This is a genomic window from Microbacterium sp. HA-8, assembly GCF_046111165.1.
In the GTDB taxonomy this organism is placed as follows: Bacteria; Actinomycetota; Actinomycetes; order Actinomycetales; family Microbacteriaceae; genus Microbacterium.
The window spans coordinates 1,647,534-1,666,093 of sequence record NZ_CP162025.1; the positions used below are offsets into that span (position 1 = coordinate 1,647,534).

The 18,560-nt window shown below is 63.6% G+C and carries 22 protein-coding genes; 8 read left to right on the forward strand and 14 right to left on the reverse strand.

Going from position 1 to position 18,560, the window contains the following annotated elements; translation table 11 throughout:
- The first annotated feature begins 20 nt into the window (after positions 1-20).
- The 3 genes from AB2L57_RS07840 to AB2L57_RS07850 are packed head-to-tail and all read left to right on the forward strand — an operon-like array spanning position 21 to position 2,972.
- Positions 21-1,106 (forward strand): DUF262 domain-containing protein, encoded by a 1,086-nt coding sequence (locus AB2L57_RS07840; protein ID WP_409048479.1) that lies wholly within the window; start codon positions 21-23, stop codon positions 1,104-1,106.
- A complete protein-coding gene (locus AB2L57_RS07845) occupies positions 1,093-1,845 on the forward strand; it encodes an MAE_28990/MAE_18760 family HEPN-like nuclease (protein WP_409048480.1) in 753 nt (250 codons plus the stop codon). The genes AB2L57_RS07840 and AB2L57_RS07845 overlap by 14 nt, the downstream gene beginning before the upstream one ends.
- On the forward strand, positions 1,845-2,972 hold the full coding sequence (locus AB2L57_RS07850; RefSeq protein WP_409048481.1) for a DNA cytosine methyltransferase: 1,128 nt from the start codon (positions 1,845-1,847) through the stop codon (positions 2,970-2,972). The genes AB2L57_RS07845 and AB2L57_RS07850 overlap by 1 nt, the downstream gene beginning before the upstream one ends.
- A gap of 119 nt (positions 2,973-3,091) precedes the next feature.
- On the opposite strand, the gene AB2L57_RS07855 is transcribed toward AB2L57_RS07850, so the two are convergent.
- The 14 genes from AB2L57_RS07855 to AB2L57_RS07920 all read right to left on the reverse strand — a co-directional run bounded on the left by AB2L57_RS07855 (position 3,092) and on the right by AB2L57_RS07920 (position 13,698).
- Positions 3,092-4,405: a recombinase family protein gene (locus AB2L57_RS07855; RefSeq protein ID WP_409048482.1), complete on the reverse strand. Its 1,314-nt coding sequence runs from the start codon at positions 4,403-4,405 to the stop codon at positions 3,092-3,094.
- 99 nt (positions 4,406-4,504) lie between these two features.
- Positions 4,505-5,655, reverse strand: a protein-coding gene (locus AB2L57_RS07860) for an IS3 family transposase (RefSeq protein WP_087132324.1) whose coding sequence is annotated in 2 segments (ribosomal slippage) — positions 4,505-5,385 and positions 5,385-5,655 — 1,152 coding nt in all. Because the reading frame shifts where the segments join, the coding sequence is not laid out codon by codon here.
- Positions 5,609-6,301: a recombinase family protein gene (locus tag AB2L57_RS07865; RefSeq protein ID WP_409048483.1), complete on the reverse strand. Its 693-nt coding sequence runs from the start codon at positions 6,299-6,301 to the stop codon at positions 5,609-5,611. The genes AB2L57_RS07860 and AB2L57_RS07865 overlap by 47 nt, the downstream gene beginning before the upstream one ends.
- A 173-nt stretch (positions 6,302-6,474) precedes the next feature.
- On the reverse strand, positions 6,475-7,299 hold the full coding sequence (locus AB2L57_RS07870; protein ID WP_409048484.1) for a hypothetical protein: 825 nt from the start codon (positions 7,297-7,299) through the stop codon (positions 6,475-6,477).
- On the reverse strand, positions 7,296-7,595 hold the full coding sequence (locus tag AB2L57_RS07875; RefSeq protein ID WP_409048485.1) for a hypothetical protein: 300 nt from the start codon (positions 7,593-7,595) through the stop codon (positions 7,296-7,298). The genes AB2L57_RS07870 and AB2L57_RS07875 overlap by 4 nt, the downstream gene beginning before the upstream one ends.
- Positions 7,596-7,612: 17 nt before the next feature.
- Positions 7,613-8,434: a replication-relaxation family protein gene (locus AB2L57_RS07880; RefSeq protein ID WP_409048486.1), complete on the reverse strand. Its 822-nt coding sequence runs from the start codon at positions 8,432-8,434 to the stop codon at positions 7,613-7,615.
- A gap of 169 nt (positions 8,435-8,603) precedes the next feature.
- A complete protein-coding gene (locus AB2L57_RS07885; RefSeq protein ID WP_409048487.1) occupies positions 8,604-10,736 on the reverse strand; it encodes a type IV secretory system conjugative DNA transfer family protein in 2,133 nt (710 codons plus the stop codon).
- The gene (locus AB2L57_RS07890; RefSeq protein WP_409048488.1) at positions 10,729-10,950 is read right to left on the reverse strand and encodes a hypothetical protein; all 222 of its coding nucleotides are present in this window, start codon (positions 10,948-10,950) and stop codon (positions 10,729-10,731) included. The genes AB2L57_RS07885 and AB2L57_RS07890 overlap by 8 nt, the downstream gene beginning before the upstream one ends.
- 202 nt (positions 10,951-11,152) lie before the next feature.
- On the reverse strand, positions 11,153-11,353 hold the full coding sequence (locus tag AB2L57_RS07895; RefSeq protein WP_409048489.1) for a hypothetical protein: 201 nt from the start codon (positions 11,351-11,353) through the stop codon (positions 11,153-11,155).
- Complete coding sequence (locus AB2L57_RS07900) at positions 11,353-11,967, reverse strand: MT-A70 family methyltransferase (RefSeq protein ID WP_409048490.1); 615 nt, start codon at positions 11,965-11,967, stop codon at positions 11,353-11,355. Before AB2L57_RS07900 ends, AB2L57_RS07895 begins: the two co-directional genes overlap by 1 nt.
- Positions 11,968-12,161: 194 nt before the next feature.
- Positions 12,162-12,449 carry a hypothetical protein gene (locus AB2L57_RS07905; protein WP_409048491.1) on the reverse strand — a complete coding sequence of 96 codons (288 nt, stop codon included), beginning with the start codon at positions 12,447-12,449 and terminating at the stop codon, positions 12,162-12,164.
- Positions 12,440-12,751 (reverse strand): hypothetical protein, encoded by a 312-nt coding sequence (locus AB2L57_RS07910; protein ID WP_409048492.1) that lies wholly within the window; start codon positions 12,749-12,751, stop codon positions 12,440-12,442. Before AB2L57_RS07910 ends, AB2L57_RS07905 begins: the two co-directional genes overlap by 10 nt.
- Positions 12,752-12,788: 37 nt before the next feature.
- Positions 12,789-12,962, reverse strand: a complete 174-nt coding sequence (locus tag AB2L57_RS07915; RefSeq protein ID WP_409048493.1) for a hypothetical protein — start codon at positions 12,960-12,962, stop codon at positions 12,789-12,791.
- A 121-nt stretch (positions 12,963-13,083) separates the two neighbouring features.
- A complete protein-coding gene (locus AB2L57_RS07920) occupies positions 13,084-13,698 on the reverse strand; it encodes a hypothetical protein (protein ID WP_409048494.1) in 615 nt (204 codons plus the stop codon).
- A gap of 90 nt (positions 13,699-13,788) precedes the next feature.
- Here AB2L57_RS07920 and AB2L57_RS07925 point away from each other — a divergent pair, with 90 nt between their 5' ends.
- Genes AB2L57_RS07925 through AB2L57_RS07945 form a run of 5 tightly spaced genes read left to right on the forward strand, consistent with a single transcriptional unit; the run spans position 13,789 to position 18,383 of the window.
- Positions 13,789-15,741 (forward strand): hypothetical protein, encoded by a 1,953-nt coding sequence (locus AB2L57_RS07925; RefSeq protein ID WP_409048495.1) that lies wholly within the window; start codon positions 13,789-13,791, stop codon positions 15,739-15,741.
- On the forward strand, positions 15,738-16,037 hold the full coding sequence (locus AB2L57_RS07930) for a hypothetical protein (protein ID WP_409048496.1): 300 nt from the start codon (positions 15,738-15,740) through the stop codon (positions 16,035-16,037). The genes AB2L57_RS07925 and AB2L57_RS07930 overlap by 4 nt, the downstream gene beginning before the upstream one ends.
- 17 nt (positions 16,038-16,054) lie before the next feature.
- Positions 16,055-16,612 (forward strand): hypothetical protein, encoded by a 558-nt coding sequence (locus AB2L57_RS07935; protein WP_409048497.1) that lies wholly within the window; start codon positions 16,055-16,057, stop codon positions 16,610-16,612.
- Positions 16,609-17,655: a multiprotein-bridging factor 1 family protein gene (locus AB2L57_RS07940; RefSeq protein WP_409048498.1), complete on the forward strand. Its 1,047-nt coding sequence runs from the start codon at positions 16,609-16,611 to the stop codon at positions 17,653-17,655. Before AB2L57_RS07935 ends, AB2L57_RS07940 begins: the two co-directional genes overlap by 4 nt.
- Complete coding sequence (locus AB2L57_RS07945) at positions 17,652-18,383, forward strand: ImmA/IrrE family metallo-endopeptidase (RefSeq protein WP_409048499.1); 732 nt, start codon at positions 17,652-17,654, stop codon at positions 18,381-18,383. Before AB2L57_RS07940 ends, AB2L57_RS07945 begins: the two co-directional genes overlap by 4 nt.
- Positions 18,384-18,560 lie beyond the last annotated feature (177 nt).

Here is an 18,560-nt window from a genome sequence, read left to right on the forward strand (position 1 = left end):
AAGCAGAAGGAGGAGGTGCGATGGTGGCGCGGCCCAAGGATCGACCGACTGCGGAGCAGATCGAGCTTGCCGAAGCGCAGATCGTTGAGCAGTCCAAACGAATCGACTTCTTCCTCACGGAGTATTCCGTCGAGCTGCTGGCCCAGAAGGTCCGCGACGGCGAATATGTCGTGCCCGCGTATCAGCGCGAGTTCACCTGGGAGGAGCGTCGTAAGTCTCGTTTCATTGAGTCATTGATTATGGGTCTTCCGATTCCGTTCATCTTCTTCTGGGAGATGCCGGACGGGCGGCTGGAAATCGTTGACGGCTCGCAGAGACTGCGCACTATCGAAGAGTTCATTTACGGCGGATTCCAGCTTGGCGAACTTGATCCCCTGACACATCTGTCGGGATTCCGTTTCGATGACCTCCCCGAGTCGAGGCAGCGAAAGATCAAGAACCGATCAGTTCGCGGCATCGTTCTGAATGAGCATGCCGATGAGGCGGCGCGGCTCGACATGTTTGAGCGCATCAACACGGGCAGCAAGATCGCCAACAATGCAGAGATTCGTCGTGGCGCTCTCGCTGGGCCGTTCCTGGACGTTGTAACTGAACTTGCTAACGTGCCGCTCCTTGCCCAGCTCGCGCCGATGCCGGCGAAGGCCAAGAGAGAGCGTGGCTACGAGGAACTCGTCACGCGACTCTTCGCGTACGGAGACGGTCTTGACGGCTATCGAGACCGGCCTTCCGACTTCCTCTTCACTTACTCAAAGAAGATGAATCAAGAGTTCGCTTCAAACCCGGACCTGGCGGACGCATATCGCCAGCGGTTCAATGCTGTTCTTGATTTTGTGTCACGCAACTTCCCGTTCGGATTCCGTAAGGCTGAGAAGAGCACGGCCACGCCGCGGACGCGATTCGAGTCGATTGCTATCGGCGTTGACCGGGCACTGGCTGAGATGCCGGAGCTTGCCGACCGCCCGGCCGACCAGATTGATGTCGCCTCCTGGATTAATCTGCCGGAGTTCCAGAAGATCACGAGTTCGGACGGTGCGAATGCGATCGCTCGCCTTCGCGGACGTATTGATTTCGTGAAGCACAAGCTGGTGGGGCATGGCGACGATTGATCTTGCTCCGTTTTTTGAGGAGAGGTACGAAGAAATAGAGGCGTACCTCTCTTTTCTGCAGAACGTCGAGGATGCCGCCCGCGAGGGCACACCCCGCCTGCGTGGAACCGACGCTCCGATCACCACTGAGCAGAAGAAGATTCTCAACTCAAGTCTCTACCTACAGCTCTACAACCTCGTAGAAGCCACCGTGCTCCGATGCTTGGAAGCGGTTGTCGCCGCCGTCGAGGAAGCGGAACGGCGTCCGAGCGAGCTAAGCATTGGTCTCCGAACTGAGTGGGTGCGTTCGATCGCGCGCACTCATAGCGATCTGGGGCCGGACAAACGTCTGCAAGCGGCACTTGATCTGTGCGAGCAGTTGTTGCAGCAGATGCCTGTCAAAGGGTTCAAGATAGAACCTGGTGGGGGCGGAAGCTGGGACGACTCTTCGATTGAGAAGATATGTGAACGAGTTGGCTGTGGCCTGACGCTCTCACCTGATGTCCTCGAAGCGGCAAAGCGTCACATTCGAGATGACATGGGCGCCCTCAAACTAGTTAAGAACCGTCGCAACGGACTTGCTCATGGGTCGCTGTCATTCGTTGACTGCAGCGATGGTGTGACGGTAGCGGAGCTCAAGGGCCTCGCTACTGCGGTCGGAGACTATCTGAGAGAAGCAGTTGGATGTTTCGTGAGCTTCATCCAGGTCGAGATTGCGAAGAGCAAAGAGCAGATGGAGACGGAAGGAGTGGTCGCTTGATGAGTGAGGGCGAGAACGCTCCGACGATTCGTGCCGTCGATCTGTTCTGCGGAGTTGGCGGCCTGACATACGGCCTCGTCCAGGCAGGTATCGAAGTTGTTGCGGGCATCGATATCGACCCGGCGTGCAAGTATCCCTACGAGGCCAATAACAAGGCCAAGTTCATTGAACGTGATGTCAATGAACTTTCGGCGTCTGACGTTGCAGCCATGATTGGCGGTGCCGACATCAGCATGATCGCTGGATGCGCCCCATGCCAGCCGTTTTCAACGTACAGCCGGTCGGGCAGGAGCAAGAAGCGCGGAGACGACTGGCAACTTGTTGAGACGTTCGGCAAGCTCGTGAAAGAAGTCCAGCCCGATCTGGTCACGATGGAGAATGTTCCTCAGCTGCTCGACCATCCCGTCTTCGATCAGTTCTTGGAGAACTTGGATGGCTATTCAGTTGAGTGGTCTGTCGTTCAAGCGGTCCGGGTGGGCATCCCGCAGACACGCAAGCGCCTGGTTCTCATCGCCTCCAAGCTGGGCGCTGACGGCCTCACGCTGGCGCAAGACACCGAGCGGGTGAGGACCGTGCGGGAGGCCATCGGCCGCCTCCGTCCGATCGAGGCTGGTGAGTCAGACCCGAAAGACCGTCTGCATGTCGCGTCACGATTGAGCAAAACCAACCTTGAACGGATACGCCACTCGAAGCCGGGCGGTACATGGCGCGACTGGCCCGATGCGCTCCAGGCCGCCTGTCATCGGAAGAGCACGGGCGCCACGTATCCGAGTGTGTATGGCCGGATGTCGTGGGACGACGCGAGTCCGACGATCACTACCCAGTGCTTCGGGTACGGGAACGGGCGGTTCGGTCACCCCGAGCAGGATCGGGCCATCTCCTTGCGGGAAGCTGCGATCTTGCAGACCTTCCCACCCAAGTACAAGTTCGTACCTCCGGGCGAGCCCGTCCGGTTCAGCGTGCTGGGACGCCTCATCGGCAACGCCGTACCAGTGCGCCTCGGCGAGGTTGTTGGCCAGACGATCGTCGCGCACGCTTCGCGGTTCCGGCCGTCGGAGAGCCGAGTTGGGGCTGAGCGAGGGACGCCAGGACAAGAGCCGCGCGGCGCTCATCTCGCTCGGTCGTAGGGGGACCAGAAGGGGACCAGAATCATGCAAACCATGCATCCCGTGACGTGTTCTGCATGATCTGACCCCCGGAATCACGCGGAATCCGGCTTGGTCGGAGCCGTTTGGACGCCTGGGGGTCAAGGGGTCGCAGGTTCAAATCCTGTCATCCCGACCAATACAGGCTTATTCAAACCTTTGGACTGAGTAAGCGGGTACAGGTCCGAAAGAGAGTCTTCCGCAGGAATGCGGGAGGCTCTCTTTTCTTTGGTCGGTGTGTGGGCTGAGGCGCCGAGGTGGTGCTGGGCGCGCCAGTCGTGCAGGCCGGCGTTGAGTTCGGTGCGTTCGACGCCGATGCTCACCTCACGATCGGTCACTTGGACGTCGAGTCGCGTGAAGAACGCGGTGAGCAGCTCGCGGCGGACGTTGTCGGGCAACTGCCTGTAGAGCGCGGCGGGATCCTCGAGGAGATCGACGAAAGCAAAGGCCTTGTCCACGCCGTGCCGAATGCGTTCGACCGTCCGTGTGAGCTTCTCGGTGATGGCGCCCTTTTGGAGCGTCACGTACTCGAGGCGTTGGCGCAGCTTCTCGACGGCGATCGTTCCGTCGGCGGCGAGTTCGATGAGCCGCTCCTCCTGGGCTTCGAGCTTCTTCAGCTGCGTGCGCAGGGCGTCCTTCTCTTCCTGATCCGCGGCTTGGAGTTCGACGAGGGCGCGACGAACTTCCTCACGAACGGACGCGATCTCCTCTGCATCGAAACGCTCAGCCGCGACCCGTCGCGCCACCTCGTCTTCGAGTTCGTCGAGTCGCGCCGACGGCATCGAGCAGTGCCCGCGCTGCTTCGCGGTGCAGACGTAGTACTCGTACGTGCCGCCGTGCCCCTTGTTCTGGCTGTAGACGAGGCGGCTGGTGCGCCCCTCAGCCTTGCATTCGGCGCAGTACAGCAGGCCGCGCAGGAAGTGGAAGTGAATGCGGTCGCGGTCGCCCTTTCGGTTGCGGGCGTCGAGGATCTTCTGCACCGCGAGGAACAGTTCCTTCGAGATGAGCGGCGTGTGCCTGCCCGGGTGGAGTTTCCCCTTGTAGCGGATGACCCCGGTGTAGTACGGGTCACGCAGGATCATGGCGAGCTGGCTGCTCGACAGCGGCTTGGCGGCCCGCTTGCTCGACTGCCGCGTGGTCAGGCCCTGGTCTTCGAGCATCATCTGGAGCTGCGTGATCGAGAACTGGCTCGTGGCGTACTGCTCGAAGGCCCAGATGATGAGCGGTGCGCGGATGGGGTCGACGTCGATCGTGTTGACGAGTCGTCCGTCGAAGTCCTTGCGCACGTTGAGGTAGCCGAGCTTGGCTCGCCCGACGCTGCCGCCTCGTTCGACCTTGTGGGCCATCTTGATGCGGATGTCCTCGCCGCTCATGCGGACCTGGAGTTCATTGACGACGTCGGTGATGGCTTCCATTGCGTCGCCCATATAGCCGTCGCCGAAGTTCTCCTTGGCCGAGATGAGCTCGACGCCCTTGTCGCGCAGTTGGCGCTTGGTGATGGTGAGCCGCCCCCTTCATTCGGTCCGGACGTTCTGTGAGTCGTCGGTTTCCATTTGATGGGTGCACTGTCGAGCGTACTCGGCTGGGGGTAGGTAGCCGAGCGAGGAGTGCCGGCGGTGGTGGTTGTACTCGTCCTTCCAGTCGCCGATGATGACCTGCGCGTGCAGCAGCGAGTAGAAGCTGTTGATGTTGAGGCACTCGTCGCGGATCCGGCTGTTGAACGACTCGACGTACCCGTTGCGCCACGGCGAGCCCGGAGGGATGTAGGACAGGCCGGTGCGGGTGCCGGCCCAGTCGGCCATCGCCTCGCTGATGAACTCCGGCCCGTTGTCCGACCTGAGCACCGCCGGGGCGCCCCGGGCGGCGACGAGGTCCTCGAGGTGGGCGGTGAGTCGGTCGGCGGTAATCGAGCGCTCCACGAGGCCGCCGATGCACTCCCGGGTGTGTTCGTCGACGATCGAGCAGATCTTGATCGGTCGGCCGTGCTCGTCGGCGTCGAACTGAAAGTCCACTGCCCACACCACGTTCGGCGCGTCCGCCGTCGGCGCGTCGACGGTCGAGGACCCGACGCGCTTGCGTCGACGCCGCTGCGGGACCCGGAGCCCTTCGTCACGCCACAGGCGTTGGATCTTCTTGTGGTTCACCACCCACCCCTCGGCGCGGGCGTCGTGATACGCCCGCCGGTACCCGTAGCGGGGATGGTCCTTCGCCCAGGCGCGCAGCCACTCCCTGAACGCCCGATCCGGGTCCGCGACCGTGTCGCCCTTGAGCGGTCGCCGATACGCGGAGCGGCTCAGCCCGACCAGACGGCACGCCATCCGTTCGCTCACCCGCAGCTTGCGCTTGAGGTGATCGACGGCGGCGCGGCGCCTGTCCGGGCTTAGAAGTTTCCCTCAGCCAGCTCCTTGAGCGCGGCCTTCTCCAGCTCCGCTTCCGCGAGCAGACGCTTCAGGGTCGCATTCTGCTTCTCCAGCTCCTTCAGGCGCTTTGCGTCGTCGGCCTTGAGGCCGCCGTACTGGTTCCGCCACCGGTAGTACGTCTGCTCGGACACCACGAGCTCCCGGCACACCGCCGCGACGTCCTGACCGTCGGCGAGCATCCTGTCGGCCTGCCCGAGCTTACGGACGACCTGCTCCGGGGTGTGACGCTTCCTGCTGTTCGTCATGATCTGACCAGTCTCCCTGCCCGCGACCGCGGACAACAGGACGACTCTCATAACGACTGGACCTACGAAACGGGGTCAGCCCAATGGCGGCGTCGAGGTGGTTGCGGAAGACGCGCGAGCGCATGTAGATCACGACGTAGCGGATGTCGGGGTTGGCATCGACGAAGCGGAGGAGCTTCTTGAACTCCGGCCGCTTGTCGATGGTCTGCGCGGACTGTCCCGGTTCGACGAACTCGCGGAGAATCGGCACGCCGAGCTCCTTCGCCTTGCGGATCACCCACTCGCGCTGAGTGGCGATGCTGTTGCCGTCCTCGTCGAGGTCGGCTGCGGTGTTGAGCTGGCGCGTCGTGGAGACGCGCAGGTAGCTGATTGCCACGGCCGTGCGGAGCGGGACGTGCATCGCGTCGTCGCCCTTGAATAGGTGTTCCAGCCCTGCGACTGATGTGAGATTCGGTTTTGCCAGGGTGGCTGCCGCTTCCTCGCCTTCTTGGTACATATGAGGCCCTCCTTCGGTTAGGTCCTCCGGATTTACGCTCTTCTCGGCCGGGAAGTCCAGTCCTTTGGGGGCTTCCAGGGCATCTCCACCGCCGTCGACCGGGGTCGCGTCAGCGATGTAGTTCTTACCTCGCTCATCGCGCTCGTGCATGGCCCTTCCCTTCTTGTCCCTGGGGCTCTCTCGGTGGCTGTTCGAGGTGAACGACGAGGCCGAGGAGTACGCGAGCGAGTCGACGTGGATCGGGTCGCGTACGCCAGACAGGAGTGATGTCGATACGCCGGTCTGCGCGGGGGCGTCCTCGCCGCCTCCGCGGCATCCCGGCATCATTGGATGAAGGCATGTATGCGGCCTTCCTGCTCGACGAGGTCGTAGAGGTCGCGCAGCCGATCCATCAGGGGTGCGAAGTTCCAGTCGAGCGCGTCGAAGTCGACACCGTGGTCGATGCACCAGTCCGCGAGGCTGGTTTCCCAGTCCTCAAGGGGACTGAGCGCGCGTAGCGCGGCTTCGTCGTTCTCGTAGGTGCCGGCGAAGGCTTCGTGGAAGCTCTCCATGAGGTCCGGGGTTCCATCGCTGACGTCGGGCAGCGCGAGGAAGGCTTGGAGCGCCGGGTCTTCGGGCAACCGGAGGTCGTGGAGGAGTTCGATCAGGCCGTCTTGCTCACCGCTGTCCCAGCTGGCCGGGATGTTTACGATGAACCGCTCGTCGCCAACGCGCACACTGGTGCGGACGAGGAGCTGATCGAGCTTGGGTGGCAGGTGCTCGTTCATGAAGCGCCGCCCGGTGCCGGTGTTCTCGCGCCGGACGAGGTAGGTGCCGAGCCAGTCGATCATCTCTTTGGTGACCGCGTCGGCACGTTCGTCGCTGTAGAGGTTGAGGTACTCGTCACGCAGCGTGAGGTAGTGGCCTTCGCCGGTGCGGCCGAAGTCGGCGAGCGCGGACTCGCGGCCATAGGCGCGCCCGAGGACGTGGGCGATGCAGCGGGCGGTGCCGTCATCGATCTCGGTTTGTTCGGCGAGTGCCTGCGCGATGCCGTCGGAGATCAGCCTGGCGAAGCGACCTGATGCGACTTCGAGTCGCCGCCAGTCTGGCGAGGCGCGCTCGGGTGCTTCGCGGATCTCAGGGGTGGGGCTATGTTCGCGCTCGTTCATGACCGTCCTCCGGCATGGAGCAGGATGTAGCGTCCAAGCGCGTCGACCCAAACCTCTTGTTCGAACGGAACGCGGAGCCGGTTCAGTTCCTTGAGGGCGGCTTGTGCGGCGAGAGTGCCGGTGGCGGCGAATCGGCCGAGTGTGGTGTCGGCGCCGCCGTGGACGCTGGCTGCGATGAGCCGTGCGAGGGTTTCGCTGCGGGCTTCGGGGTCGATGGCCAGTCCGAGTTCGATGAGTTCACGGGCGCGGTCGGTCTGATCTGGTGCAGCGCTCGCGGTGGTGGTTGATGAGTTCATGTCTTTCCTCCTTTCGGTTAGGTAGTGGTGGTCCCCGGATACGGGGCTAGCTGCCGGTTCATGGACTCCGGCGTGGTGATCCAGAACAGGTCGGATGTGAGATGGCGGTCAGACGCGATCGCGTCGCGGATCTTCTTGGCGCGGATCGGGTCGGGCACGATCCAGACGACGGCCGGGAACAGTCCGCGGTCGTGCTGCTCGGTCCCGGTGCCGTGATAGCGCTGGTAGGTGCGGCACTTGCGCAACACCGCTGGCAGGTGTTCGGTGCCGAGATCGACTTCGACGAACGAGTGGGTCTCGGTCTCGGGGTCGGAGGTGACGACGAGCAGGTCCGGCTTGAGCGTGATCGGCGCCGCGCTACCGCTGACGAAGGTGCGCCAGCAGGCTGGTTCGAGGTCGAGTTCGAGGAGCTCGAAACGGCCGGCGTTCGCCTGCTCGATGAGCGCGACGGCCGTGTCGGCGACGGCGAGCATGTGGCTCATGAAGGTGCGTCCCGGTTCCTCGTAGCGTCGGCGTTTCGGCTCTCCTCGTCGTGCGCGCAGGAACCGGTCTCCGGCCGCGCCGAGCTGCCAGACGGTCAGCGCGGAGCCGTGCTTGATGCCGCCGATGCGTCGCTGTAGCCGGGTGATGACGCCGAGCTCCTCGAGCCGGTTCAGTACTCGGGTGGTGCCGCGGGTGGCGCTGCTGGCGGTGACGTGCGGGCCGAGCGGGGTGACCGGGAAGTGCAGGCGCTGGAGCTGCCGGGTGGTGAGGAGCCGGAACCGTTCGACGTCCTCGAGCATGCGGATGTCGCGGTCCGACAGCTGTTCCTCGAGCCGCTCCGCACGGTGGGCGCTCATGGTTGACCTCCTACCGCAAGTGGTCGAGGATCCCCTGCAGCGCAGGGGGAGTCCCAGCCGGAAGCCTGGGCAAAGGGCCGGAACAGGGGCGGACGGGCGGCGGGCTGGTCGTGGTGAAGCGAACAGCGACCGGAACGCCGAGCGGAACACTCCCTCCAGATGACGGCCCTCATGATCGCCTCGCCTTCTGGTGTGAAGGCGCCACGGTCGCGGGCTGAGGCTCCCCGCTGTCAGGTGGCGTTTCGACGGGTGGCTCGGCCCCGTAGCGGCGTCGGCTGGCTTCCCGCAGTGCTGCACCCATCCCGGTCTCTGGTGACGGTGGCAGGGTGAGTGCGGAGCACCATCCGGTCGGACTGCCGCCTGCGATCAGACGGGTGTAGATGTGGTGCTTGCCGAGGGCCTGGAAGTCGTCCGAGGTGAGTTGTGGGGCCGTCTTCGCGAGGTCTCGGGCATCGAGCGGGTCAAGTGCGAAGCAGATCTTGGAGCGGGCGTTGACGTCGAGCGCGGAGCGCAGCCTGTCCGGCAGCTGCTTGCGGTACTGGTGCGCGAGGTGCCAGGCAACACCGTAGGAGCGAGAGGTCGCGAGTACATCGTCGATCGGTGTCGGGAGGTGGAGGTAGTTCTGCACCTCGTCGATGAACACCATGCCGGGGCGTTTCATCGGCTCTTTCTCCAGGGCGCGCTCCAGTGTCGCCATCCACAGCTCGGCGACGACAAGGCTGCCCAGGAGCCGGGACGCCCCTGTGCCGAGGAGGGCGTCGTTGAGCGGGACGAGGACCACCTTGCGGTCGCGGAAGATGTCCCGTAGTCGGAAGCGCGGCTGGGACTGTCCGAGCACGGCGACGAGGGGCTTGCGCATCACGATCTTGCGGAGCTTGTTCAGTGGTGAGGCAATGGCCGCCGCACGCTGGGCGGGGCGCATGGCGTCGAACTCGTCCCAGAACGCCGCCAGCGTCGGGTCGTCTCGGACGGCCATTACGATGGGGCGACGGAACGCGTCGTCGGTGAAGGCGCGCGGCAAGTCGATCAGCGTGTACGGCTCCCCGCGCCGCTGTCCGGCTCGGGCCAGCGATAGCAGCGCGCCTTGGATCAGGTACTCGGTTCTTGGTCCCCAGCTGTCCTGGAAGACGGCGGCGAGGGCGGCGAGGATGCCGTCGACGACAATGTCGGGGTCGCGGTCGCCGACATCCAGTGGGTTGAACCCAACGGGTGCTTCGGTGTCGGTGGCGTCGAGCACCACGATCCGATCTGCCGCGTCCTTCGGCGCGGTGGCGAGGATACGTTCGATCAGCTGGGTCTTCGGTTCGATCACGCAACAGGCGCGCCCGGCGTTGATGTCCGACAGGATCAGATGCTCAAGGAGTGTCGACTTACCGGACCCGGTCGGCCCTAGCACCACCATGTGCTGCAGACGGCTCTCTGGATCGATCCCCACCGGCCGCTCCGGCCCTGGGGCGGTTCCGGTGGCAAACACTGCCTCCGTACGGGAGACGATTTCGGGGACGGCGAGAAGCCTTGGGTGGGCGCTGGGCACGCCTGCGTAGTGCCGGTCGCCGAGCGGCCAGCCGAGGAGTGGTACCAGTTCGCTGGAGTTGAGGCTCAGACCCCAGCCGGGTCCGATGTGTGCGCTCTCCCAGCGCCGCGGAGTATCGCGCACGAGGGAAAACCGGACCCCGGGGCTCTCGAGGGCCTGGAGGGTGCCGAACAGTTCCCACGTCAGTGCTCGGCGCCGCTTGGCGGTGTCGGCGGTCACTCCCAGCCGAAGGGTGGTGACGAAGCGTGCCTGTGCTGCGTGCTCGGACACGCGGCGACGCACGTCCGTCGGGGCGGGGCGGATACCTTCGAGGAGCCTCGAGGGTGCTGGTTGCAATGGATCGGGCATCGTGTTGCGCACGGTCGAGGGGTGATGGGTTGTGCCGAGGACGAGCTGTACGGCCAGGACTTCGTCTCCTCGGCGGGCCGCGAGCGCGTCGTAGAGGGCGGCGACCTGGTCCTCTGGGTCGGGTAGCGCGAGGGGGAGCCCAGGTGGGCGGGCGGTGACGCGGCTGACAGCGGCGACGTGCGCCCGTGTGGCGGCCTCAAACTGGACCTCGGGTACGACGGCCCGAAGGAGCCGCTTTAGGCGCTGAACCGCCGTCTTCTTGCAGCCGAACATCGCGGTGATGCCGTCGGAGTCGCCGGAGAGCTCGAAAGCGATCGGGCGCGGGACGTCGCTGCTCGAGAGTCGGGTGATCACCAGCCCAACCGTGGCCGGGCTGAGGCGTGGCAGGTACAGCCGGGTGAAGACCATGGATTCAGGCATGGTCGGCCTCCCCTCGTTCGGGCGGTTCAGCCCGAGTCCGGTCGGCGGCCTGGGCTTGGGCTTCCGCTTCCAGCCGGGCCCGTTCCAACCCAGCGGTGGTGATGATGCGAGCGATCTGCTCGGGGCGCAGTTCACGGTTGACGTCCGAGAACACCCAGACGCGACGCTGGGAGGACTTGCGGTAGCGGCGACGGCCGCGGGCATGACGGGTCATGAGGCAACCTCCTTCCCACCGCTGCCCATGAAGGGCTGATTGGTTCGCGTTACGGTCGCGGAAGGACGTTGGATTCGCTCAACGGCATAGGTCGGGTGAGCGCAATGCCGCCTATTACGAACTCGAACGGCATCCTTGTCAAGCGTTTTGAACGCCCGTTGTGTATTCCGCAACGCTTCGACAGGGGTGAGCGTGCTCATGCTTAGAATCGCCGACCCCACCAGTAGCGGTAGACGACGATGCCGACACACAAGACGAGCACGATCGCGCTTATCAGCAGAATCCATCCCCAGAACTGCGCCAGCAGCTCCAGCGCGAGCCAGAGGGCGACGATGCCGCCGAGGATCAGCAGGCAGGCGCGAAAGAAGCGCGTCGGCGTCGGCGTGGGGGTCTCGTCCGGCATCAGTCATCACCTACCCCTCCATCTGCGCTGGCCCGGGTGAAGTCGCTTGGCACCGGATAGCCCGCGATCGTGATGTCGGACTCGATCTCGTTGCCCCACACCGACCAGTCCGCTTGGCTGTTCGGACGCTGCCGCGCGAACAGTTCGAGGTAGGGGCCGTCCAGGACGCGCTCGATCAGCGGGATCATCTCTTCGGGCTTGTGGGAGTGGTCCTGGCGAGGGAACAGCAGGGTCGAGCGCTGGCCGCGGAACTTGAACGGCGCGCGGCCACGAACCCCGTGGAGCAGGATCTCGTGGGAGCCGCGGAAGTAGTTCCCGAGGCCCATGTAGTACTTGTCCCAGACGGCGTTCGTCTTGTAGGTGAACCCCCACGCCTTCATCACCTCCAAGGCGCCGGGGAGGGCGGCGTTCGTGGTCCACAGCAGCAGGGTCGCGTTATCGTCCGCGAGGTCGGCGACCGGCATCGCTTTCAGCGCCTCGATGGTCATGAGCGGGTAGTGGTTGACCGCGCCGCGGGCGCCGGCCTGGGCGATGTCCCAGGGCGGGTCGGCGTAGATCACGGCGTACTTCTTGAGCGGGGACGCCGCTGCGGCGCCCGGGGTCTGATTGGTCATGTCAAAGAACTCCTTTCTCCAGCCCGCAGCGAAGCGTGCGAGCTATGGCGAGAACTGGTTATGCGCCATCAGGCGCGGGTCGTCAACATTCCGGTCGCTGTCGTTGCGAAAACCACAACGACCGGAAAGCTGACGAGGGTTGGTGCGGAGGTGCGGGCGCCCTGTGGTCATCACCCGCACCTCCGCGGTCACGGCTACGAGTCCGCGGACTCGTCCGGTACCCGCCCCGAGGCGAGGAAGGACTCCCGGATCAGCGCCTTGCGGGCCTCGTGAGCATCCATTCCGAGAGCCTCTGCGAGGCGCAGGATGGTCGCGCGGAGCTCTGCTTGCTTGCGGTCCAGCTCGGCCTCGATGCGCTGCTGACGGCGGGTGCCGTTCGGGGCCACCCAGCGCGTGAAGCGCTCGCTTGCCGTCGCGATCGCGTCGCGGGCAGACTCGACGACCAGGCGGGCCGTCTCGCTCGCCGTGGACATCACTGCCACCGGCGGATCGCCGCCGACGCGCCGAGGGTGTAGCTGTCCACGATCTCGCGGTAGCGTGCCTCACCGAGCGGGGCAATGCTGATGAGGTGCTGTTCGAGCGCGGTGAGTGCGCCGACGTTCTCCAGGGCGACCTGCGTGAGGAGTGAGCGTCCGTCCTCGGTCAGCTTGGCGATGACCGCGCGGGACTGGACCTGCTCGACCGCGCGGCGGGTGGCGCGCTCCATTCCCATCGACATGCCGCGGAAGGCGGTCGGAGCGATAGAGGCGCCTCCCGCCGGGAGCAGCTGCGTATTGGTGTTCATGGTGTTTCCTTTCCTTGTGGGTGGACGAACCGTTCGGCTACTGCGACAGCCGGCGGCTGAGAAGTTCCGTGAGCAGCTCGACTTCACTGAGGTGCTCGATGCCGTCCTGCCGCACAGCCGCGGTGGGCTGTGCGGCGAGGTCGCGGAGCGCAAGCCCAAGTGCGTTCACTGCGTCGATGAGGTGCTTTATGGTGCTCGGCGTCAGGTCCATGGCACCACGGTGACAGTCCTCAGATCCTTTGCAATTCTTGGTTCCTCAAGGAACTGAGGAAAAGGAAAAGGCCCGATCAGATGACTGATCGGGCCTGAGTTGGCCGAACTGTTTCCTTTATCTACTGGCTGGGTGGCCAGAAACGACGAAACTCCTCTTGGCGACGAAACTCCTCTTGGCGACGAAACTCCTCGAGACGACGCCTTCGGTTGTACTCGAAGAAGTCTTTCGACAGTGCCGGGTGGTTCCACATCTCGATCACGCTACCCTCGCGTACGAGCGTGGGCAGGACCACGATCTTCTCCTCGTAGGGACGTGACGTCGGTCCCGGCGAAGCGGTCATGGTTTCTTCGTCGTAATCGAAACCTTCCGGCGTGGTGCGCGAGAGAAACTCCTGGGACACCTTGCCAGTCGCGCCGCCTTCTCCGTTCCACATCGCGATGATGCAGATGACGGATCGAAGGTAGAACTCGTACTCGCCGCAGACGACGATGGCATCACCTTCGCTGACCCACAGCGCGATTGCGTCCATGAGGCATGTGACCGTGTGCTCCTCGAGGTAGTGCGCCTGATCGGGATCGCTGATGAACTCCGCGAAGTACGAGACGCCATCTTCGAGTGGGCACGTTCCTTGTCCGAAGGCGGTGAAGTAGCCACTCGGGGTCTTCATCTCGAGGTCGGTTATGCGGCGCATTCTCGCCTCGAATGCTTTCTCTTTTGAATCTGATTCGGCCATGGGTGGCCTCCAATCTTCTGGGGCCAACCCGCACATAGTATAGCACTATTGAGAATGATTGTCAATAAGCACCGCCTCTAGACTTGTCCAATGACGCCAGGCGTAACCGCGTGGGAGGACCTCACCGATTCGGAAAAGGAGGTCTGTCTCGACCTGTGCCGTGTGATGAACTTCTCGAAGCGTGACGTCTTCGCGCAGTTCGACTCCCTGCGGTCGTGGTCTGAAGCTTCGCTGCCTGCCTCTCGATCTCAAGACGGGTGGGCGATAATTCAGGCTCGACTTCGGGATGAGGCGTTGCTTGACCCTACGTTGCTGGCAGCGGCGTGGTTGCTTCGTGTGCGCCCGAACACGGTGGAGCAGGTCGAGCGCGACACAGGGAAGCCGGTGGGGTTCTCACTGCCGACCCGGTACTGGGATGACCCGCAGCGAACGGTCGGTGCCGTGCGTCGCATCGCCGCAGCGTGCCTTCTCCGAGATACCGCCGAGAGTTCGAACCACGCAGACCTTGATCGTCCGTTCCGTTCGAGCGGAAATGGCCCGACACCAGAGCTGAAGATCGTCTCGAAACACCTGATGAGGTCTGCCGACGAGTGGTTTGAGCTGGAGTCTCGCAACACGCAGGCCCGTGACCTCTCCGCGCCCACGCTGGGTGATTCTGATCGGGGTGGCAACAGTTCTGAAGCCGTGCCGACCGCGCGGCCAGCGTCTGAGTTCGCCGAGGCAAGCACAGGTTCTGCGCCCGCAACTGCCGTGGCCCCCGAGGAGACGACGACCCTCGGCCCCCAGTCGCCAACGGCTGCGCGCGGTCGCGCCGGGTTTCTCGCACACGCGAGAAGTACGCTTGCTCGCCGGAAAAGAGTGGTTGTTTCGTTGGCTGCTGTCGCGGCATCAGTAGCCGTGATTGCACTCGCGGTGAGTCTCACCAGTGCCATGGGCGACCTTCGTCCGGCGAGCGAATCGTCAACGATTTCTCCCGAGCTCAAGTCCATCCTGGACGCGGGAACTCCCGTGGGTCCTCCAGCTCAAGACGTGACGGCCGTCCAGACGGCCGGATGGGGCCCGATGTCGCGTGACCAGATCGCAGACGCAGCCCGCACACCAGACGTGTCGTTGAACTCCATTGTCGACAACCCCTCCTTCGGAGACGAGCGGCTATTCGCTCGAATCGCTCCCGTCGGAGCCGACACGGCGGGCGTCGATCGGCTCGCGCTAAAGCCAGGTGAGCGGTACCAGGTATCGATGTTCGTCCACAACAGCGCCCGGGAGGGGACGAACGCAGCGACCGGCGTACGCGCATCGGTCGCGGTGCCCGCAGTGATGTACGGGTCGGGCGCCATCTCGGCAATCGTGAGTGCTGACAACGCGGCCGTTCCACAGGTCTGGGCTGGCGTCTCCCTCATGCTCGATTCCGCGGAGTCGATTGCAGCCTTGAGGCGCGTTCCGGGGAGCGTCGTGTTCGAGACGATCGGCGGCAAGGTGCTGCCGCTTGGCGATGAACTCTTCACGTCGGGTTCGCTTCTTGGATGCGATGCACTGAACGGAGTGCTGCCTGCCGACGATGCATGCGCAGGCTACATAAGGTTCGAGATTCAGGTCGACCAGCCGAACTTTGAGATCGCGGCGGCGGCAGCCGTGGTCGATTCGAATGATCGTCTCAGTGACCACGTCGTAGCCTCAGTCGGAGACGTGCTCGACGTCCAGGTCGAGTACGTGAACACGGGATCGACCAAACAGAGCAACGTCGTGCTGCGACTCGGCGACCTCCCCGACGGCATCAGCTACGTCCTCGGTAGCGCCACGCTTCTGAACAGCAACACCGCCGGCCAACCACGGCCAGTAACGGACGCGGTTGTTGATGGCGGCATAAACATCGGAAACTACGCTCCCTCCGCAAACGCATTTCTCTCGTTCCGAGTTCAACTCGAATGGGACGAGGAGCTCTCGACCGTGGCACCCGGATGGATGACGATCAATCCTCTAGTTACGGTCGAGACGAACAACGGAAGCAAGGCTGCTGACCTTTCCATCACGCTGCTCCGGTGAGCCAGCGCGAGGTGGTCTGCCGTGAAAAGCACATCACTTGCGAACGGGACATTGACCAGCGTCCGCCAGCATCCATAGCGGATGAGCGCCTCGCGTGCCTCGTGCGCTTTCATGCCGAGCGCATCGGCCGGCTGGAGCACGGTGCGGCGCAGCTCATCAGCGACGGTAGCAGGATCACGCTCAAGCCCGACGAGGTCCGCATTTGCTCCGGTGTGACGAGTGGGCACTTCGATTCGTCCGACGCGCACCCGCACCCGAACCATCGCCTGATTCGTGTTCTCCAATACGCTGGGTGAACCATCAGGGGGAATGCATGGATCTTGCACGGCCGCAACGCAGCACCATCGTCCTCGCGCATCACGGTACAAGCGCCTCTGTGGCGTCCCACATTCTGGGTGAAGGCTTTCGATCATCCAAGAACGAATATGACTGGCTGGGGGACGGGACCTACTTCTGGGAGAACAACTTCTCGCGTGCGGAGGCTTGGGCGGTCCAGCACCATGAGGATCCCGTGGTGATCGAGGCGCAGATCGACCTGGAGGACTGTCTTGATCTCACGAATCCGAAGTGGTTCGCCCTGCTCACGCGATATGCCGATCGCATACTCTCGGCGCGCAAGAGCGCTGGTCTGAAGCCACTTCGCCAGGAGGGCCTCTTCCACGGCAAGGATCGGTTCATCATCAACAAGATCGCTGATGAACTCGAAGCGAGCGGACGGCCGTTGCGCTCGGTCCGTGGCGCGTTCTCGGAGGGTGATCCTGCCTACCCAGGCTCAGCGCTATTCTCTCAGTCACACGTACAGATCGCCGTTCGAGACCCCGCTGTGATTCAGAGCGTCGCAGTCACTCGGGTAAGGAGTGTGTTCCCATGATTACCCCTGATGAGGCCGAAGAGGTGTTGCGCGAGAGATTGATGGCGGCCCAGCCCGGTGAGACCGCCGGCGTCGGCACGGACTTGGCCGCCGGCGGCGCACTGCTCCCTCTGTTCGATGAGGCGGCGTGGGAAGGCGACACCAGAACGGTAGCGACCACCCTGCGTTCGATCGCACCCAGTCATGATCGTGTCGCGTTGGACGCATACTTGGCGTGCGCACTCACCGGACTCGACTCGCAGCAGTATCAGTACATCTCGCTGCTATCCGACACGATCAACTCCATCTGCGCTGCGCAGGGCATTGAGCTATACGAGCCAAGAAAGGTCACCGATCCCTCCCACCACCCTGAGGTCGACGCGTCGGACGTTTTCCGTATCGATCGCGATCGGGTGGTCACCTCTGACCTGCTCGTTGTCCTGTCGCACCATCCCAGCTTCGGGGCTGGCCAAGAACTCGATTTTGCCTATAACGCGATGGTGCCGATTATCGTGATCGTTCCGTCCGACCGGAAGCTCAGCCGCATGGTGAGTGGCATTCCGGGTCTCGTCATTCAGATCAGCTATACGGAGCCTGAGCAGTTGCGTGGCGAACTTGCACGCCAGCTCGAACTGATTCGTCCACTACTCGTTCAGCGCAAGCTGCAGTTCGCGAAGCATGACGTAAATATTGTCGGGGATCGGATCAGACGAGCGCGCGAGTCTGCGGGTCTGACGCGCGCAGAATTGGCTGCGGCATCCACGCCCGAAGCGCCAATCACTGAGGGTCTCCTCACCCACTGGGAGGAAGCGAGCGACCGTGAGTCGAACCTTAGCCTTATCCAGCTCAGGGAGATCGCAGTCCTTCTGAACGTCACGATCGCGGAGCTTGTGGAGCCGAACCTGGACGGGCTCTATCTCTCGTTCGTGAACTCGTTGCTCGACTCCGCGGATCAAGAGATCGCGGCGCGCTGGGGTCGATACACGAGCGCGGATCGACAACGCATAGTACTGCGACTCATCGAGCGTTTTGGCATCGAACTTGGCATCGATGATGTGCGGTGACCCCACGACGTCGGCTTAGCGCGTTCATCTCTGAGGACGAGCTCCCCACTGCTGCAGCCGTAGCGTCGGCAGTGCTGTCGGCAGCGGGTGTTGTGCGCGCGCCTGTCGAGCTTGAAGAGGTACTCCTACTATGGCCCGGTCTGCGCGTCGGGACAGAGGTGCTTGACGGCGCGGGGTACCTCATTGCTCTCGGCGGCGACACTGGCGAGATCCTGCTCCGACGAGACGATTCGCCGCGTCGGCGACGATTCACACTTGCTCACGAGATCGGCCACTGGCTGCTCGGTCCAGGGGCGGTGCCGGACGGCCACGATGACGAGGAGGTGGAGACCTGGTGTGATCAATTTGCAGTCGAGCTACTGCTGCCAAGTCACCTTGTGCGAGAGCACATTGGTAGTAGTCAGGCTCCGTCTGCGATTGCTCAGCGAATGACGACGATCGCGTCCAAGTTCAATGCATCGACGCAGGCGTCTATGCGTCGGGGCATGGAGGTTATGGACCTGCGTGCATTGGCCGCGCAGCGCGATGGGGTGTTCACATTCCAGGCCTATGAACCCCAGCTATCTAATGCGGAGAAGATCGTGTTTCACAGGTTCATTCGGGATTCGTACCGGGAGGGCGCTTTGAGGAATCCGCCACATCCCGGTCTTGGCTCGGCGACTGCACAGGCGGGCCGATGGCACGTCTTCCTAGCAACGAAGGGCTACGCCACACACGACTCGCCGTAGCCACTGCGTCGGCGCGTAGGTCAGCAATGAGCTTGTCTTGTGCCGCTGGATCTGTGATGTCAAGGTCAGCGAGAAGCCCGCGAAGGGCGGTCTCGGAATCTTCATGCACGCCCTCGGAGGCGGGCCGTGCTCTACGCTCCATCAGCGATCCTCCGAGCGACGCCGCTCTTGATGAGT

Excerpts from the sequence above, each read along its gene's own strand:
- AB2L57_RS07840 (WP_409048479.1), top strand. The coding sequence starts at position 21 with ATGGTGGCGCGGCCCAAGGATCGACCGACTGCGGAGCAGATCGAGCTT.
- AB2L57_RS07845 (WP_409048480.1), top strand. The coding sequence starts at position 1,093 with ATGGCGACGATTGATCTTGCTCCGTTTTTTGAGGAGAGGTACGAAGAA.
- AB2L57_RS07850 (WP_409048481.1), top strand. The coding sequence starts at position 1,845 with ATGAGTGAGGGCGAGAACGCTCCGACGATTCGTGCCGTCGATCTGTTC.
- AB2L57_RS07855 (WP_409048482.1), bottom strand. The coding sequence starts at position 4,405 with ATGGAAGCCATCACCGACGTCGTCAATGAACTCCAGGTCCGCATGAGC.
- AB2L57_RS07865 (WP_409048483.1), bottom strand. The coding sequence starts at position 6,301 with ATGCACGAGCGCGATGAGCGAGGTAAGAACTACATCGCTGACGCGACC.
- AB2L57_RS07870 (WP_409048484.1), bottom strand. The coding sequence starts at position 7,299 with ATGAACGAGCGCGAACATAGCCCCACCCCTGAGATCCGCGAAGCACCC.
- AB2L57_RS07875 (WP_409048485.1), bottom strand. The coding sequence starts at position 7,595 with ATGAACTCATCAACCACCACCGCGAGCGCTGCACCAGATCAGACCGAC.
- AB2L57_RS07880 (WP_409048486.1), bottom strand. The coding sequence starts at position 8,434 with ATGAGCGCCCACCGTGCGGAGCGGCTCGAGGAACAGCTGTCGGACCGC.
- AB2L57_RS07885 (WP_409048487.1), bottom strand. The coding sequence starts at position 10,736 with ATGCCTGAATCCATGGTCTTCACCCGGCTGTACCTGCCACGCCTCAGC.
- AB2L57_RS07890 (WP_409048488.1), bottom strand. The coding sequence starts at position 10,950 with ATGACCCGTCATGCCCGCGGCCGTCGCCGCTACCGCAAGTCCTCCCAG.
- AB2L57_RS07895 (WP_409048489.1), bottom strand. The coding sequence starts at position 11,353 with ATGCCGGACGAGACCCCCACGCCGACGCCGACGCGCTTCTTTCGCGCC.
- AB2L57_RS07900 (WP_409048490.1), bottom strand. The coding sequence starts at position 11,967 with ATGACCAATCAGACCCCGGGCGCCGCAGCGGCGTCCCCGCTCAAGAAG.
- AB2L57_RS07910 (WP_409048492.1), bottom strand. The coding sequence starts at position 12,751 with ATGAACACCAATACGCAGCTGCTCCCGGCGGGAGGCGCCTCTATCGCT.
- AB2L57_RS07915 (WP_409048493.1), bottom strand. The coding sequence starts at position 12,962 with ATGGACCTGACGCCGAGCACCATAAAGCACCTCATCGACGCAGTGAAC.
- AB2L57_RS07920 (WP_409048494.1), bottom strand. The coding sequence starts at position 13,698 with ATGGCCGAATCAGATTCAAAAGAGAAAGCATTCGAGGCGAGAATGCGC.
- AB2L57_RS07925 (WP_409048495.1), top strand. The coding sequence starts at position 13,789 with ATGACGCCAGGCGTAACCGCGTGGGAGGACCTCACCGATTCGGAAAAG.
- AB2L57_RS07935 (WP_409048497.1), top strand. The coding sequence starts at position 16,055 with ATGGATCTTGCACGGCCGCAACGCAGCACCATCGTCCTCGCGCATCAC.
- AB2L57_RS07940 (WP_409048498.1), top strand. The coding sequence starts at position 16,609 with ATGATTACCCCTGATGAGGCCGAAGAGGTGTTGCGCGAGAGATTGATG.